The sequence below is a fragment of the Bacillus luti genome (genome assembly GCF_001884105.1).
Lineage (GTDB): Bacteria > Bacillota > Bacilli > Bacillales > Bacillaceae_G > Bacillus_A > Bacillus_A luti.
Window position 1 is genome coordinate 1 of the sequence record NZ_MACI01000002.1, and the last position, 16,424, is coordinate 16,424.

The following is a 16,424-nucleotide window of genomic DNA, read 5'->3' on the forward strand; positions in this document are numbered from 1 at the left end:
GATAAGTTCATAAAATTTAATTATTTATATAAAAAGATTTATTAGGAGGAAAATAAGATGAAACAGACGGAGCAATGGACTTCGAAATTAGGATTTATAATGGCGGCGGCAGGATCAGCAATTGGACTAGGTGCAATATGGAAGTTTCCTTATATCGCTGGGAAGAGCGGGGGAGGAGCATTCTTTTTAATCTTTATATTATTTACTGTATTAATTGGACTACCACTACTAATAGCTGAATTTATGATTGGACGTAGTACACAGAAACAAGCAGTTGGAGCATTTAAAAGTATCGCGCCAAATACAGGATGGCATTGGATTGGACGTCTTGGGGTTGGAACATGTTTTATATTACTTTCGTTTTATAGTGTTGTAGGTGGATGGGTATTAATTTATTTATTCAGAGGAATAACTGGACAGCTTATTACTCCAGGACAAAACTATAGTGCATTATTTACTGAAACAATTGGAGATCCCGCTTGGGCCATTATCGGTCATTTCGCTTTTATGTTCATTACAATTTGGGTTGTATCAAAAGGTGTACAAAACGGAATTGAAAAAGCGAGTAAATATATGTTGCCAGCATTGTTTGTTTTATTTGTCGCTCTTATTGTTCGCTCACTAACACTTGACAATGCAATGGAAGGTGTGAAGTTTTTCTTACAACCAGATTTTTCAAAGATTACTTCAGAAAGTATTTTGTTCGCAATGGGACAATCATTCTTTGCGATTAGTATCGGGATTTCGATTATGGTTACGTATAGCTCGTATTTAAACAAAAAAGAAAGTTTACCAAAATCAGCAATAACAATTGTTGGATTGAATTTATTTGTTTCTTTATTTGCGGGTCTTGCTATTTTTCCGGCCGTATTTTCATTAGGCATGGAGCCGACAGAAGGGCCTGGACTACTATTTATCGTACTACCATCTGTATTTAGTCAAATTCCATTCGGCGGATTGTTCTTAACAGTATTCCTTGCGCTATTTACATTTGCTACACTAACATCAGCGTTCTCTTTACTTGAAACAGTTGTTTCAGCAATGGCGAATGGGAAGCCAGAAAAAAGAAATAAATTATCATGGATCATTGGTTTCTGCATTTTTCTAGTAGGTATACCATCAGCACTTTCATTTGGAGTATGGAGTGATATTACGATTTTCGGAAAGAATATTTTTGATGCTGTAGACTTTTTATCTAGTAATATATTAATGCCACTTGGAGCACTATTTATTAGTATTTTTGTTTCATTCAAAATGGAAAAGAAGGTGCAAGCAGCAGAGTTTTTTGTAGGTGGAAATTACGGAAAGAAAGTATTCACTTGTTGGGCATTTTTACTTCGATTTGTAGCACCACTTGCAATCATCATCGTCTTTTTAAATGTAATAGGGATTATTTAATAACAAATGTTATAATATTCAGTAAAAAGAAGGTGATGATTATAAAGACGAATTTGATAGAATCAGGGGAATACATGAATATTAGAGGGAAAAAGCTATATGTTGAAACGCATGGAAATCCTAAAAATAAACCAGTCCTATACTTGCATGGTGGGCCAGGAGAAAGTTGCTATGATTTTTCATTTCATCAAGCGGAACGTTTAAAAGATTATTTATATGTAATTATGATAGATCAAAGAGGTGTTTGTCGCTCAGAAGAAATTACTGAAGACGAAACTTTTGGATTAAAAGATTTGATTGAAGACTGTGAGGAATTAAAAAAAGCATTACAAATTGAGAAGTGGTCTATAGTTGGACACTCTTTCGGTGGATATTTAGCATTGTTATATGCAGCGACATATCCAAATTCAATAGAGAAAATCATATTTGAAGGGCCAACTTTCGATTTTGCATTAACAAGTAGATCTTTACTACAAAAGACAGGAACTTTATTAAAGAAATATGGAAAAGAATTAGTAGCAGAAGACTGTTTTACTTATTCATCTAGTAATGCAAATGCTAGTTCAAAAGAGTTGCTCGAAGCTTATATAAGTTTAAGCGCTGAATTAGAAGAAAAAAGAATGGAGATTTACAATTATAAAGAAGATGAAACTGATGATAGTTTATATAGTGACGCAGAGTGGGATGTATTTTTAAATCGTTCCAACATCCATTTCGATAGATTAAAGTCAGAAGGAGCATGTTATACGTCATTATTAACTAAAATAAAAGATGTACAGAGTCCGATGTTATTAATTGTAGGGAAACATGATGTAGTCACATGTGAAAAACAAATTGAAACATTTAATAAAGGTGCTCGAAACGGTACATATATTGTGTTTGAAGAAAGTGGTCATACACCTCATTATGAGGAAGCGGATCGATTTGCTGAAACAGTCATTCATTTTTTGAAGTGAAGAAAAGGGTGCTTCTACAAATGAGAAGCACCCTTTCTACATTTCTGGATACGTGATAGTTATGTTAGGCCATTTGCTTTGCCAATTCTTTTTAGTAACTCTTTTATTGTACATATGTATCCGTTCTTTCGTTTCAAGGAAGTGAGCTGTCGGCTTCACTTGTAATGAAAGTACATCTTCTATTCCGCATGGAGACGTTAATATGACATTGTTTTGTTCATCAAGTGTCACGCCTAAAGCAGTTGCTGTTTCAGGAAATTTAGAAATAGCATCAATAGAAGAAGAATATGGCGGCATGTTATTCACTACATGCATGCGAGCTTGATTTTTTACTGACCAAGGTATAGAAGCATCCAAATTTATCAGCTTCTTTTCTAGTAATTGTTCGTATGCCTCATCTTTATGAAAAGAATCAAAATAAATGACATCCACGTCTGGTGTAGTTGTTCTTACTTCGTGGTTATGTAAAATATCCCAAATTTTAGAACGGACAAACCCGGCGCAAATCCACCAATCAGGTAGCTCTAGTGATTTTGCTATTTGTAATACATCCATCATCCATTCATCGTTTTCTATTGAGCGAATTATATCTTGCTCTGTTTGTATCTTCATTGATATATTCACCTTTCTAGTAAATTAATGCATGAGTTCAATAATCCATAAAATCCAGTAAGCACCTGGTACAAATAGGAGCTGTGCTAATAATGTACCGAAAAGTCTAGATATCATTAGCCAACCATACATTTTACCCATAGATTCAGCACCATTTTCTGATTGTAAAGCACGCTCTGTTAAAAGAGCAATGCGTGGATCGAGTAGCACCGTTAATAAAATGGTAGCAAAACCATTCACAAGACCGGAAGCTGTACTTGCGTTCGTAGCATAATCTGGATTTAGAAAAGAAGCATAAAGGGCTGACAGAACACCCGCTGTATAAATTGCAGTAGCAAACATGTTAATAAGCATAATACGCTTTGGGATACCACCGATCCTCATTCGATGAATCATTTCTAGCTTTGGAAAGCGTACATATTTTTTTGTGTACTTTAATTTTTGAATGTTATTTGTTTTCATCATTCGAATGAATGAACCATCTGTTTCAAAGTTTTGAATGACATACCCAAATAGCTTTGTCAAAGTCGGATAAAGTATAATTGCAAGTAATGTACCGATAGAAGCAGATAATAGTACGAGTCGTATAATATGCTCTAAATCAATAGAAGAATCTAGCTTTGCTTCATCGACAATACCACCGATTAAAAAGGCTTGTAGTAAGTTAGAAGTTCTAGAAATAAGCAGTACCATTCCTACGACAGATAAAGCAACTGCAATCTTTTTTAAACGAACCCCCGCTAATCGAATACTATAAGAACTTGTTTCGACTGCGTGGATGACAATTGTGAAAGCCATTATAAAAATTAACGTAATTGACATTTGTTTCACCAATTTCTATTAAATTAATTGTAACTGTTTCACTTTATCATATCTATCGTATTTTGTAACTGAAAGTACGTGATATAGGAAAAGTAACTTGTCAGAAAAATGGATAATAATAGTATAATAGGGGAGAGGTAGGTAAAAGGTATTTTTCGTTTACATATACAATGAGGTGAGTGGAGGAAGGAAACATGTATAAAACATTTTTATTTGATTTAGATGGAACATTAACGGATCCGAAAGAAGGGATTGTAAATTCAGTTTTATACGCGTTAAAAAAAGTAGGGATTGAAGAATTACATGCAAACGAGTTAGATTCATTTATTGGTCCTCCTATTCAACAATCATTCATAGAGAGATATAATATGAATGAGGGAGAAGTTGAACGAGCTGTTTTTTATTTTCGGGAGTATTTAAAGCAAAGTGGATTGTTTGAAAATAGTGTATACGAAGGTATTCCAGATATATTGCAACAATTAAAAGAATCGGGTAATCATTTATTTGTAGCAACATCAAAGCCTACGGTATTTGCGAAACAAGTACTAGATCATTTTCAATTAACGAATTATTTTGAAGATATCGTCGGGAGTAATTTAGATGGTACGAGAATAAAAAAAGAAGAAATCATTTCTCATATTCTACAGACAAATGATGAACTTAATAAAGAAGAAATTGTTATGATTGGAGATAGGAAGCACGATATAATTGGTGCGAATCATAATAGAATTGCTTCAATTGGAGTTTTGTATGGTTATGGAAGTGAAAAAGAGTTGAAAGAAGTTGGTGTGACCCATATCGCGAATGATGTAGAAGGGTTATATCATTTTTGTATAGAAAATAACTTGATAAAGCAATGAATATAGACATTAACAGTCCCTTTATAACGTATGACGATGAAATCGTTATTGTTTAAAGGGATTTTTCATATGTAATCGAATATGTATAATTAGACATTTTTAGCATGAAAAATTTGTAACAAATAGAGGAGGTTTGTCATGAAAGAATAGAGTGTGACAAAATTACAGAAGTTTGTCAAAAGAAGATTGAATTTTCAGTTTAAAGGAGGGGTATAATTGGAGCTAGTTATTATTTTATTAGCACTTAGCTTACTTATGTTTGTAGCATATAAAGGGTTCTCTGTTATTTTATTTGCACCGATTTTCGCATTATTTGCGGTATTTTTGACAGAACCTAGTTTTGTATTACCTTTCTTTTCTAATATTTTTATGGAGAAAATGGTAGGATTTATTAAATTATATTTTCCAGTGTTTTTACTAGGAGCAATATTTGGGAAAGTAGTAGAAATGTCAGGAATTGCTGATTCAATCGCAAAGACAATTGTAGAGTTAGTTGGGGAAAAACGTACAATTTTAGCGATTGTTTTAATGGGAGCTATTTTAACATATAGCGGTGTTAGTGTGTATGTAGTGGTATTCGCTATATTCCCGTTTGCGGCTAAGTTGTTTCGACAAGCGGATATTCCAAAGCGTTTGATCCCTGGAACGATTGTTCTCGGAGCAGCGACGTTTACAATGGATGCACTTCCTGGATCACCACAAATTCAAAATGTAATACCTACAACTTTTTTTAAAACTGACATTTACGCAGCACCGATATTAGGCATTTTAGGAGCAATCTTTGTTTTAACGTTAGGTTTATTATATTTAGAGAGTAGACGTAAAAAGGCTAAGGCAGCAGGGGAAGGGTATTTCGGATTTAATGATGGGAATAACGAAATGGCTGCAACTTTACAATTAGAACAAAAAGCTATGCCAGTAATGCGCGGTATTGAGATTACGAAAGTACAGCAAGTAATTGCGTTTGTACCACTTATTTTAGTAGGTGTAATGAATAAAGTTTTCACAATCATGATACCGAAGTGGTATCCGAACGGTTTTGATTTTTCTGCAATTGGTATGAAAGCATTTGGAAAGGTAGAATTAAGTGCAGTAGTAGGGATTTGGTCAGTAGAATTAGCGCTTATTATTGGGATTGTTTCAACACTTTTATTATATTGGAAACGAGTAGTAACAGGTTTTCAGGCTGGATTAAATACAAGTATAGGGGGAGCACTACTTGCAACAATGAATACAGGAGCAGAGTTTGGCTTTGGTGGTGTGATTGCAGCGCTTCCTGGTTTTGCGATAATGAGAGACAGTATTTCTGCAACGTTCACGAATCCTTTAGTGAATGGAGCGGTAACGACGAATATATTAGCGGGTATTACAGGCTCTGCATCAGGAGGAATGGGAATTGTTTTAAGTGCTATGGGAGATAAATTTATTGCAGCAGCCAATCAATTTGATATTCCATTAGAAGTTATGCATCGTATTGTATCAATGGCATCAGGAGGTATGGATACATTACCGCATAACGGTGCAATTATTACAATTCTGACAGTAACAGGATTAACACATAAACAGTCATATAAAGATATATTTGCTGTTACAATTTTGAAAACGGTTGCTGTATTTGCAGTCATCGCGTTCTATACTTTAACAGGAATCTATTAATAATTTTTGAAATTCGAATAGTAAAGATTCATCAAATCGATAGTTTATTTCATAAAATATTAATTAGGGTAAGAAGGGGTGGAGTACTTGCAAGAAGTTGCTGAGTTTCGTATGCCGAAGTCTGTATTATATGGAAGAAATTCGCTTGAAAAACTGGGAGAACAATCAAAAAAGTTAGGGAAAAGAGCTTTTATAGTTACTGATACGATTATGGAGAAATTAGGTTATATAGAAAGGTGTATAAAACAACTAAACAAGAAAGGCATTACTGTTATTACATATAATAAAGTGAATGCTGAGCCTACAAACATACACGTATTAGAAGCGTTAACTATTTGTAAAGAAGGAAAGTGTGATTTTATTATCGGTATTGGTGGTGGGAGTTGTATTGATGCTGCGAAGGCGGTAGCAGTGTTATATACTAATGGTGGAGAAATTGAATATTACGTTCAAAAGGATATTGAAATAGAAAATGATCCACTACCACTTATTGCAATTCCAACAACTTCTGGTACTGGATCAGAAGTAACAAGTGTAGCAGTAATTACGAATAAAAAAACAGATGTAAAAATGATGATGAAGCATCCGAGTTTTATACCACAAGTAGCAATTATAGACCCTATTTTAACATGTTCGGTACCACCCCAGATTACAGCAGCAACAGGGATAGATGCATTGTGCCATGCAATAGAAGCATATATTTCTAAAGTTTCACAGCCACTTACAGATGTACTTGCTCTTTCAGCTATTGAAAGTATTATGAAATATTTACGTATTGCATATGAAGATGGAGATAATATGGAAGCAAGAGAAGCGATGATGATTGCTTCATTACAAGCTGGAATCGCATTTTCCAATGCATCCGTTACATTAGTTCATGGAATGTCTCGGCCAGTGGGAGCATTATTTCATGTACCACATGGTATATCGAATGCCATACTATTACCTACAGTTTTAGAGTTTACAAAAACAAGTGCAGTGAAAAGGTTAGCAGAAATTGGACGCAGTTTAAACAACGATTTTTACTCATATTCTGATGAAGAAGTAGCAAATTACACGCTTGCTGAAATAAAGAAACTTTGTTTTAATCTTCGTATTCCAAATTTAAAAGAATACGGAATCGATGAAATTGAATTTGAAAATGCTATTTCTAAAATGGCGTCAGATGCAATTGAAAGTGGTAGCCCAGGAAATAATCCACGAGTACCTTCTTATGATGAAATCAAACAGTTATATCGAGAATGTTTTAATTACAAATATGCAGATTCTATAAAAACATCGGAATATTGATTTCTGAATATTCTATAAATATTTCCTTGGAAATGAATATAGAATTAATTTTCATTATTGACATCTTAAATTAGTTAAAACAAGACTTTATATTATAAACTTAAAGTCTTGTTTTATTATGTATAATATACATAATAAAATGTTGTTATTAGTTTTATAAAAACAGTTTAGGTAGGTGTTTATATGAAAACGATAGGTCTTATAGGTGGTATGAGTTGGGAATCAACTTCTGAATATTATCGAATTATTAATGAAGAAATAAAAGAGAGGTTAGGAGGATTACATTCAGCAAAATGTATGATTAATAGCGTTGACTTCGAAGAGATTGAACGATTCCAGTCTAACGGAGATTGGAATGGCGCAGGAGAAGTATTAGGGAATGCGGCATATTCACTGCAAGTAGGAGGAGCAGACTTTATAATCATTTGCACAAATACAATGCACAAGGTAGTTGACAAAATAAAGAAAAATATTAATATTCCAGTCTTGCATATTGCTGATGCAACTGCAAAAGAAATTAAAAGAAAAGGTATTCAAACGGTTGGGCTACTTGGAACGAGATATACAATGGAGCAAGATTTCTATAAGTCACGAATAGAAGAGAATGATATAAAAGTAATAGTTCCATCAGAAAAAAATAGAGAAAAAGTAAGCGAAGTAATATATACAGAATTATGTTTAGGAAAAATAATATCTCAATCTAGAGAATGTTATAAAAAAGTCATAGAAGAGTTAGTGGAAAAAGGAGCACAGGGAATCATATTAGGTTGTACAGAAATAGGGTTATTAATAAAGCAAGAAGACGTACCAGTCCCAGTATTTGATACTACTCATATACATGCAATTGAAGCTGTAAATGTCTCCTTAGAAAAATAGATTATAATTATATTATGTAAACTTAGTGCGTCTATCTGGAAAACATTCAGAAAATATTTTATAATGTAAGTGGTTACATTTAAGGGGGAATGCGTATGTTTTCAGTTCAACCAATCGCATTTGTACATAATGAAAGAAAGGAAATAAAAGATGATGAGTGGGGGGAAGTTAGATCCTGCATTACTTTAACTGATATGTTTACAGAAGAAAGTATGCAAGGAATTGAAGACTTTTCTCATATTGAAATTGTTTTTTATTTTCATAAAGTAACTGCTGAACAAATTCAATATGTAGCAAGACATCCTAGAAATAATAATGATTATCCTAAAGTAGGTATTTTTGCACAGCGTGGAAAAAATCGTCCGAATCGCATAGGTGTGACAATTGTAAAAGTAATAAAAAGAGAAGGTAAATCAATTATTGTTGAGGGATTAGATGCTATTGATGGCACTCCTATATTGGATATAAAGCCAATAATGAAAGAGTTTATGCCGAAAGAGGACATACAACAGCCTAAATGGGCAACAGATATAATGAGACAGTATTGGAAGGGGAATGGAGTAAAATGAGAATATATGAGGCAACAATTGCAGATTTAGATGGACTAGCATCAGTTTTTAATAACTATCGTATGTTTTATAATCAAGATTCAGATATAGAAGGCGCAAAGGTATTTTTACGAAATCGCATTGAGAGAAAAGAGTCCGTTATTTTCGTGGCAGTTGAAGAGGGTGAATATATTGGATTCACACAATTATATCCATCATTTTCTTCAATTTCGATGAAAGAGTTATGGATTTTAAATGATCTGTTTGTACAAAAGGCGAAGCGCGGAGCCGGAACAGGTAAAAAATTATTAGAGGCTGCTAAAACATTCGCATTAGAAAATGGCGCAAAAGGTGTAAAATTACAAACAGAGATTGATAATTTATCAGCGCAGCGATTATACGCTGAAAATGGTTATTTAAGAGATAATCGTTATTTCCATTATGAATTAACGTTTTAAAATATATAAAATTAAAGAGACATTTTAAAGTAAAAGAATTTCTTTGTAATGAGAAATTCTTTTTATTTTTGTCAAAAAACATGGTGATAACAATAATATTATGATAAAAAACAACAATAATTTATTGTTAAACGATAAAACGTGTGGTAAAATCATATTGTCATTAAATAAGTGAGGTATTGTAAATGAATGTTAAACGAGGTTCAACTACTTTCTTAAAAGTAATTATTTTTCTGGCTGGAATTGCAGTGCTTGCTTTATGTATATTTTTAGTGCCCAAAATGGCGAATTTCGCGGCAGAGTTGTATCCAAATATTATCCTGATGAAATATTTTGTTTTCATTGTCATGTATGGAGCGGCTTTACCTTTTTACATTGCTCTCCATCAGGCTTTTAATCTTTTGCAATATATTGACAGGAACAGAGCTTTCTCGGAATTATCTGTAAAGGCGTTAAAGAACATAAAATGTTGTGCAATTACAATCAGCGGTTTGTATATAGTAGCTATGCCACTCTTTCGTTTTATAGCGAAGAAAGTTGATCCTCCAATTGGATTAATGGGATTCATCATCATTTTTGCTTCGCTCGTTATTGCTGTTTTTGCTGCCATCCTCCAACGCCTTCTACAAGAAGCGATTAATATAAAATCAGAAAATGATTTGACAGTCTGAGATGGAGGGTATGACAAGTATTGTTAATATCGATGTTATTTGTTCAGAGAATTGTATTGATAGTAGTGATAAAAATATGATGTGATTTGTAATGTTTGTTTCTCAAAAAGCAACGTAAACAATGTTTTACATTGTGGCGTGTGAATCAAAACCTGCAATATAAATCCTCTCTTGTTTTTGTAAGAGAGGGTTTATATTGCTATTTTTTTATTTTACAGAGTGAAACGTCTCTTTTAAATTGTTTTACAGTTGATTTAATATCCAGTTTGTTGCATCTTCAAAGTTTTCTGCAATGTAGTTCGGCTCAATATGTGCCCACTTGTCTCGGTACGTATGTAAAGCATCATATCCAGCGCCCGTTCGTACTAAAATCGTTGTCGCGTTTATTTCTGCTCCTGCAACAATATCAGTCCATCGATCACCAATTACAGCGCATTGCGTTAAATCTAGTCCATGTTTTTCCGCTGCTTTAAGAAGCATACCTGTACTTGGTTTACGGCACTCACAACCATCACCGTGTTTGTGGGGACATAGGTAAATATCATCAAAACCGAAACTTTCTAATTCTTGTACAAAGTCAGTTACAGTCGCTATTCCATCTGCGATACCCGGTTGATTTGTGAAAGAGAAAAGCTTTATATTTTGAGTTTTTAGTTTTTTTAAGGATGCTTTTGTGAAAGGAAATAATGTAAAAGAGCCTGGGTAATGTATTGTAGTGTCGCCGCCAATTGTACCGTCACGATCAATGAAAATTGCTTTAATGTTTGTCATAGTTATAGTCCTTTCAATTTATAAGTAGTTTAAAAATGTTTTACAAATCGATATCCATTTACTTCATATCCTAATTTTTTGTAAAAAGGATGAGCTTCTACCCTTTTTGTTCCACTAACTAGCCATGTGCCAATGCAATTATGCTTCTTTGCTAATTGCTCTGCATAATCCATTAACACTTGTCCAATGCCTTTACGCCTTATTGTTGAATCAACGCTAATAATTGAAATTTCTCCATACCGAGTTACATCTTCTAAATTTTCACGTATACGAAACCCAAGTAATCCAAATATAGTTTCTTCTTCCTCGTAAACATATAAAAAATCAAAAGGACTCATTTGTACGAATTGCAATCGGTTATTCATATCTTCATAGGAAATAGAGGAACCTTTTAATTCTTTCGTTAAAGAGCAAAGTGCATCAAGATCGTCTATCGTCGCTTCACGAATTTGAAAAGACATACTATCCACTCCAATAAAATGTAATCAAACATTTAATATTCTGTTAAAAAATGTTTTTTCCTGCTAGGAAAATAAATATTTCATAGTGATATATAGATAGTTGTATGTTATTCTTTTCCTTGATTGTATTGAAAATGGAAAGAAGGGGAATGTATGTTAAAAGTAAATATCCGCTCTGCTGGATATGAAATAGGTGAAAAAACAATTCATGATATTGCTTTTTCCATCGAAAAAGGTGAACTAGTTGCTCTTATTGGTGCGAATGGTGCCGGGAAAAGTACCACGATTAAAACGATGCTCGGTTTACTTGCAAATATGAATGGTGAAATCTCATTTGGCGAAAAGAAAAATCCGTATGCATACGTGCCAGAACATCCAACTTATTATGATTATTTGACGCTTTGGGAACATATTGAATTATTAATGGCAGCTCGTGGAAGTGAAATTGGAAGCTGGGAAGAACGGGCGGAACAATTATTACATACATTTCGAATGGATAAGCATAAGCATGAGTATTTATCAAAGTTTTCAAAAGGTATGAAACAAAAATCGATGCTCATATTGGCGTTTTTAACTGAACCAGATTTTTATATAATTGACGAACCTTTTATCGGTTTAGATCCAGTAGCTACAAAAGAATTTTTAAGTTATCTATATAAAGAGAAAGAACGCGGGGCAGGAATTTTACTTTGTACGCACGTATTAGATACCGCTGAAAGAATTTGTGAAAGATTTTTGCTCATTTCACAAGGAACATTAGTAGCGGATGGAAACCTACACACGATTCAAACGTTAGCGGAAATGACAGGGAGTTCATTATTAGACTGTTTTGATGTAATTGTAAGGCGTGAACAACATGATTAAACAACAGTTTTATAAAAGATTGCGTCATGAACTTGAGCGGAAATGGAAGTCTATACGTTCGGTAACAGATTGGACAGTTGCGTTATATATTATTATTCCAGCTTTTATATTTATGGGAATCTATTACCGGTCACTATGGGTAAATGAATTATCAATGGAAGAGACGATTTACTTCGGATTAGGGTTACTCGTATTTTATCTTGTAACATATTCGAGAGGAGTTCGCTCATTTTTTGAACAAGCAGATAGTTTGTTTTTAATTTCGTATCCAGCTCATATGCAAAAATTAGTTCAGTATGGCATGATTTACACATTTGTTCGAATAGCGATAACGAATGGAATAGTAGTCGTTATTATGTTACCAGTGTTGATGAAAGGCATCAAAGTAACAGAGATACAAATCGTATTATTTTGGGCATTCTTTACTGTATTTCGATTTTTACTGTCGTTGTTGACGAGATTTATTCATGTACGTGTTGGGAAACGATGGGTTTTATGGATTGTAAAAAATGTAATATTTTCTATGAGCGTATCCTTTACGGGAATTAGTTTATTTTTTATTTATAAAAATCCATTTTATTCAATTCTATGTATCAGTCTAGCAATTTCTTTAATTATTGTATTAGTAAAAGAGAAGATGAATTATAAAAATTACTTTTATAAAGAAGTCGAAAAGGAAAAAGAAGAAAGTATGCGCTGGACGAGCGGGATTATGCAAGTTGGTGGCCATACTGTTAAGCCGAGTAGTTCGAACAAAAAACCATGGATGTTTCCACGTTCTAAAAGGTTTTTAGGGAAGAAAGCTGATTCTCGTATTGTTGAATCTTTTTTGAAAGAATTTTTCCGTACAAGTACTGTGCGAATATTTTATATTCAAATTGTATGTATAAGCACTGCAAGTATAATTATGACTCCAAGGTGGATTGCAGCTATTATTCTCGTATTTGCTTTATTTGCAATTTCACGTTATGCACGTGATTATTGGAATGCGTTTACGCAAAAAATGTTTCTTCATTTATATTGTGAAGAAGGGAAATTACTTTTGTTAAGGTGGAAGGCGGATCGTTATTTACTACTTCCAGTAATACTTTTGTATGGAATCATTATACTTTCTCATTTTTATTTATTTCCAGCTGTAATCGCCGGGATTGTTTTTATATTATTGATGGGTTGGATTGTATTTTTACCATAGAAAAAGAGCCTGAAAATGGCTCTTTTTCTAGTCTGTAACACATTGATAAATAAAATATACTAGAACGAGTATGCTTGCGGCAGAATACATGACATCTAAAGTCATCTGGTTGCCTCCTCATTGTTGTTATTTATAGTGTATGAAATCTTACAATTTCATATTCAAGTGAAAAATATGTGAACGTTAACAAATTTGTAAAGTGCAAAAATTACAATCATTTTGTATAATAGAAGAAACAACCGTTATATAAAATATAATGAGTGAAAGGGGAGGGAACATAAATGCCAAATTGGTTTAGAAAAACCTTAGTCGCATTAATTACCGTATTTACATTTGGTTTAGTGACGCCTCCTTCCATATTGCTTGATAATGCCAAAGCTGCGGACAAGCCTACGAGCACAGCTAGGCAACAAAATTTGGAGAGTACGTCCTATACATATGAAGAAACGAATGATAGGTTAACCACCGATACTTTTATTACTTATGCAATGCAAGAAGCAGAGAAACAGTCGATGCAAAAGTTTGGTACTAAAATTGGTCCAGTAATTGAAGATGAGTTTAAAGATGTAGTTTTACCGAAAATTGAAGAAGCAATTGCTGAACTGGCAAATGATGTACCAGAAGAATCGTTACAATCGTTAGCGATTTCTCAAAGACCAGCTGGTGGAAATAATGAGAAAATTTTTCACGTTTATGATACAAAATCAGGAAATGACTTACTGCGATTTCATGTAAGAAGAGATCATCCACCGCAAGATGGTTATTATTTTAACTTCCACTATCACCGTTTTGATGATGGATACTCAGGACATCATGAATTAGGAAATATTTATTGGAATACGAATGTACCGCCAAAATGGCTGTCGTAAAAAGAACAAGAGAAAATCTTGTTCTTTTTTATGCTTATAGAAGGGTAAGGCAACAATGTTGTTGAATAACAGAGGTTTAGGAAAAAAAGAAATAAAGGGAGTATGGGGATGCAAAAATATATTGTTTTTGACTTTGATGGCACATTAGTAGATTCACAAAATATATTTGTACCGATTTATAATCAACTTGCTGAGAAGCATGGCTATAAGACTGTTAGTGAAGAAGAAATTGAGCCTTTACGAAAATTGACTATGTCTGAGAGATGTAAAAAGCTTGATGTACCACTGTATAAGCTTCCTATTTTAGCGTTAGAGTTTTACAAATTATATCAACCCGCTATAAAAGATCTCATTTTATTTCATGGAATGAAGGATGTATTAGATGAATTACATAAAAAAGGATACGGAATTGCAGTCATATCATCGAACTCAGAAGAGCATATTCGGGCATTTTTACACAACAATGGAATAGAAAACATTCAGGAAGTGTACTGTTCTAAAAATTTGTTCGGTAAAGATAAAATGATAAAAAGATTTTTAAAATCGAAAAAGCTAACAGAGCAAGATATGTTATACGTTGGTGATGAGCAGAGAGATGTAGCAGCGTGTAAAAAGGCTGGTGTGAATGTAATTTGGGTATCTTGGGGGTATGATGTCATTGAAACAGTAAAAAAAGATGCACCGGATTATATGGTTCATACACCGATGGAAATTGTGCAAGTAGTACAAGGAGCGTATTCTTAATATGAATACACTTCGAGCGGGTATTCATCATATTGAACTTTGGGTAAAGGATTTAGAGGAGTCCATTTCTTTTTATGATAAGTTGTTTTCCATAATTGGATGGAGAAAGTTAAACGAAGTAGCATATAGCACAGGAGAAAGTGAGATATATTTTAAAGAAGTAGATGAGGAAATAGTAAGGACTTTAGGGCCAAGACATATTTGTTATCAAGCTATTCATAGAGGAGTAGTTGATGAAGTAGCAGAGTTTATTTTTAGTACAAAAGTGAAAGTAATACGAGGTCCGATTGAAATGAATCATTATTCGGAAGGGTACTATACGATTGATTTTTATGATCCGAATGGGTTTATTATAGAAGTAGCGTATACACCAAATGTAGAAATGTAAGGGGAATATACATGAAGACAATTACAGTAGGGCAAAACAATATACAAATAGTAAAAGATGCAGTGGATATTAAAGAAATTTCTAAAGGTTTCTCACCTGATAAGAAATATATAATTACGAGTACGAATAATGAAAAATATTTATTGCGGACAGGCGATATAAAAGAGTATGAAAGAAAGAAAATAGAGTTTCAAATTTTAAATGAAATGCAAAACCGTAGAGTGCAAGCACAAAAACCAATTGAAATGGGTTTGTTGGCAGAAGAAGGTTTATGCTATGGCATTTTTTCATATTTAGAAGGGGAAGATGCGAAGAAGTTATTGCCTACGTACTCACCAAAAGAACAATATGAGATTGGTATAGATGCAGGGAAAGATTTAGCAAAAATGCATACATATGAAGCTCCTAATGATATACTTCCATGGTATGAAAGAGCAATGAAAAAACATCAAAAATATTTAGATGCATATAAAACATGTGGCATAAAAATAAAAAATGATGATAAAATCATAAAGTTTATAGATGAAAATGAAAAATATTTAAAGAACCGCCCAAATCGATTTCAACACGATGATTTTCATTTAGAGAATATAATCTTACGGGACGGGAAATATGTAGGTGTTGTTGATTTTAATGGATATGACTGGGGCGACCCACTTCATGATTTCGTAAAAATTGCACTATTTGCAAGAGATATTAGTATTCAGTATTCCATCGGGCAAATAGTAGGCTATTATAATGGGGAAATACCAGAAGAGTTTTGGCGGTTATATGCAGTGTACGTTGGAATGACTGTTTTCTCTTCAGTTGTTTGGTGTTTACGAGCAGCGCCACATATGTTAGATGATACGTTAGAGCGTCTTACTATTGTGTTAGAAGATCATAAAAACTTTGAACTATCGAAGCCAATTTGGTTTGAGAGTGAAATAATAAATGAAAAATAGGAAAAGTAGGTGTGTAATTCCACACCTACTTTTTTGATTACTAT

General features: G+C 33.4%; 19 protein-coding genes. 15 read left to right on the forward strand and 4 right to left on the reverse strand.

The genetic code is table 11. From position 1 onward, the window contains the following. The first annotated feature begins 57 nt into the window (after positions 1-57). Complete coding sequence (locus tag BAQ48_RS00010) at positions 58-1,398, forward strand: sodium-dependent transporter (RefSeq protein WP_071709476.1); 1,341 nt, start codon at positions 58-60, stop codon at positions 1,396-1,398. Between the two features lie 35 nt (positions 1,399-1,433). Then, a complete protein-coding gene (locus tag BAQ48_RS00015; protein ID WP_071709477.1) occupies positions 1,434-2,354 on the forward strand; it encodes an alpha/beta fold hydrolase in 921 nt (306 codons plus the stop codon). A 36-nt stretch (positions 2,355-2,390) separates the two neighbouring features. Here BAQ48_RS00015 and BAQ48_RS00020 read toward each other — a convergent pair whose 3' ends face one another. Both BAQ48_RS00020 and BAQ48_RS00025 read right to left on the reverse strand, forming a co-directional pair. Further along, complete coding sequence (locus BAQ48_RS00020) at positions 2,391-2,966, reverse strand: nucleotidyltransferase family protein (RefSeq protein ID WP_071709478.1); 576 nt, start codon at positions 2,964-2,966, stop codon at positions 2,391-2,393. A 24-nt stretch (positions 2,967-2,990) separates the two neighbouring features. After that, positions 2,991-3,788: a lipid II flippase Amj family protein gene (locus BAQ48_RS00025; RefSeq protein WP_071709479.1), complete on the reverse strand. Its 798-nt coding sequence runs from the start codon at positions 3,786-3,788 to the stop codon at positions 2,991-2,993. Between the two features lie 194 nt (positions 3,789-3,982). On the opposite strand from BAQ48_RS00025, the gene BAQ48_RS00030 reads away from it, so the two are divergent. From BAQ48_RS00030 to BAQ48_RS00060, 7 genes are all read left to right on the forward strand, one after another. Continuing rightward, a complete protein-coding gene (locus BAQ48_RS00030) occupies positions 3,983-4,648 on the forward strand; it encodes an HAD family hydrolase (RefSeq protein WP_071709480.1) in 666 nt (221 codons plus the stop codon). Between the two features lie 216 nt (positions 4,649-4,864). Then, complete coding sequence (locus tag BAQ48_RS00035) at positions 4,865-6,304, forward strand: GntP family permease (protein ID WP_071709481.1); 1,440 nt, start codon at positions 4,865-4,867, stop codon at positions 6,302-6,304. Between the two features lie 87 nt (positions 6,305-6,391). Beyond that, positions 6,392-7,594, forward strand: coding sequence for an iron-containing alcohol dehydrogenase (locus BAQ48_RS00040; protein WP_071709482.1), 1,203 nt, complete (start codon positions 6,392-6,394; stop codon positions 7,592-7,594). A gap of 183 nt (positions 7,595-7,777) precedes the next feature. Beyond that, positions 7,778-8,470, forward strand: a complete 693-nt coding sequence (locus BAQ48_RS00045; RefSeq protein WP_071709483.1) for an aspartate/glutamate racemase family protein — start codon at positions 7,778-7,780, stop codon at positions 8,468-8,470. Between the two features lie 95 nt (positions 8,471-8,565). After that, positions 8,566-9,039, forward strand: coding sequence for an SAM-dependent methyltransferase (locus tag BAQ48_RS00050; RefSeq protein ID WP_071709484.1), 474 nt, complete (start codon positions 8,566-8,568; stop codon positions 9,037-9,039). Next, positions 9,036-9,476 (forward strand): GNAT family N-acetyltransferase, encoded by a 441-nt coding sequence (locus BAQ48_RS00055; RefSeq protein ID WP_071709485.1) that lies wholly within the window; start codon positions 9,036-9,038, stop codon positions 9,474-9,476. Before BAQ48_RS00050 ends, BAQ48_RS00055 begins: the two co-directional genes overlap by 4 nt. Before the next feature lie 185 nt (positions 9,477-9,661). Then, complete coding sequence (locus BAQ48_RS00060; protein WP_071709486.1) at positions 9,662-10,147, forward strand: DUF2975 domain-containing protein; 486 nt, start codon at positions 9,662-9,664, stop codon at positions 10,145-10,147. Positions 10,148-10,390: 243 nt separating this feature from the next. Here the strand turns inward: BAQ48_RS00060 and BAQ48_RS00065 are convergent, their stop codons facing one another. Both BAQ48_RS00065 and BAQ48_RS00070 read right to left on the reverse strand, forming a co-directional pair. Further along, the gene (locus tag BAQ48_RS00065; RefSeq protein ID WP_071709487.1) at positions 10,391-10,918 is read right to left on the reverse strand and encodes an HAD-IIIA family hydrolase; all 528 of its coding nucleotides are present in this window, start codon (positions 10,916-10,918) and stop codon (positions 10,391-10,393) included. A gap of 29 nt (positions 10,919-10,947) precedes the next feature. Next, entirely contained in the window at positions 10,948-11,379 is a 432-nt protein-coding gene (locus tag BAQ48_RS00070; protein ID WP_071709488.1) for a GNAT family N-acetyltransferase, read from the reverse strand. A gap of 153 nt (positions 11,380-11,532) precedes the next feature. Between BAQ48_RS00070 and BAQ48_RS00075 the strand changes: the two genes are divergently transcribed. From BAQ48_RS00075 to BAQ48_RS00100, 6 genes are all read left to right on the forward strand, one after another. Further along, complete coding sequence (locus BAQ48_RS00075; protein WP_071709489.1) at positions 11,533-12,243, forward strand: ABC transporter ATP-binding protein; 711 nt, start codon at positions 11,533-11,535, stop codon at positions 12,241-12,243. After that, positions 12,236-13,435 (forward strand): ABC transporter permease, encoded by a 1,200-nt coding sequence (locus tag BAQ48_RS00080; RefSeq protein ID WP_071709490.1) that lies wholly within the window; start codon positions 12,236-12,238, stop codon positions 13,433-13,435. Before BAQ48_RS00075 ends, BAQ48_RS00080 begins: the two co-directional genes overlap by 8 nt. Positions 13,436-13,716: 281 nt before the next feature. Further along, the gene (locus BAQ48_RS00085; protein WP_071709491.1) at positions 13,717-14,304 is read left to right on the forward strand and encodes a YpjP family protein; all 588 of its coding nucleotides are present in this window, start codon (positions 13,717-13,719) and stop codon (positions 14,302-14,304) included. A gap of 108 nt (positions 14,305-14,412) precedes the next feature. Next, entirely contained in the window at positions 14,413-15,048 is a 636-nt protein-coding gene (locus BAQ48_RS00090; protein WP_071709492.1) for an HAD family hydrolase, read from the forward strand. 1 nt (position 15,049) lies between these two features. Beyond that, a complete protein-coding gene (locus BAQ48_RS00095; protein ID WP_071709493.1) occupies positions 15,050-15,436 on the forward strand; it encodes a VOC family protein in 387 nt (128 codons plus the stop codon). An 11-nt stretch (positions 15,437-15,447) separates the two neighbouring features. After that, a complete protein-coding gene (locus BAQ48_RS00100) occupies positions 15,448-16,380 on the forward strand; it encodes an aminoglycoside phosphotransferase family protein (protein ID WP_071709494.1) in 933 nt (310 codons plus the stop codon). Positions 16,381-16,424: the final 44 nt, after the last annotated feature.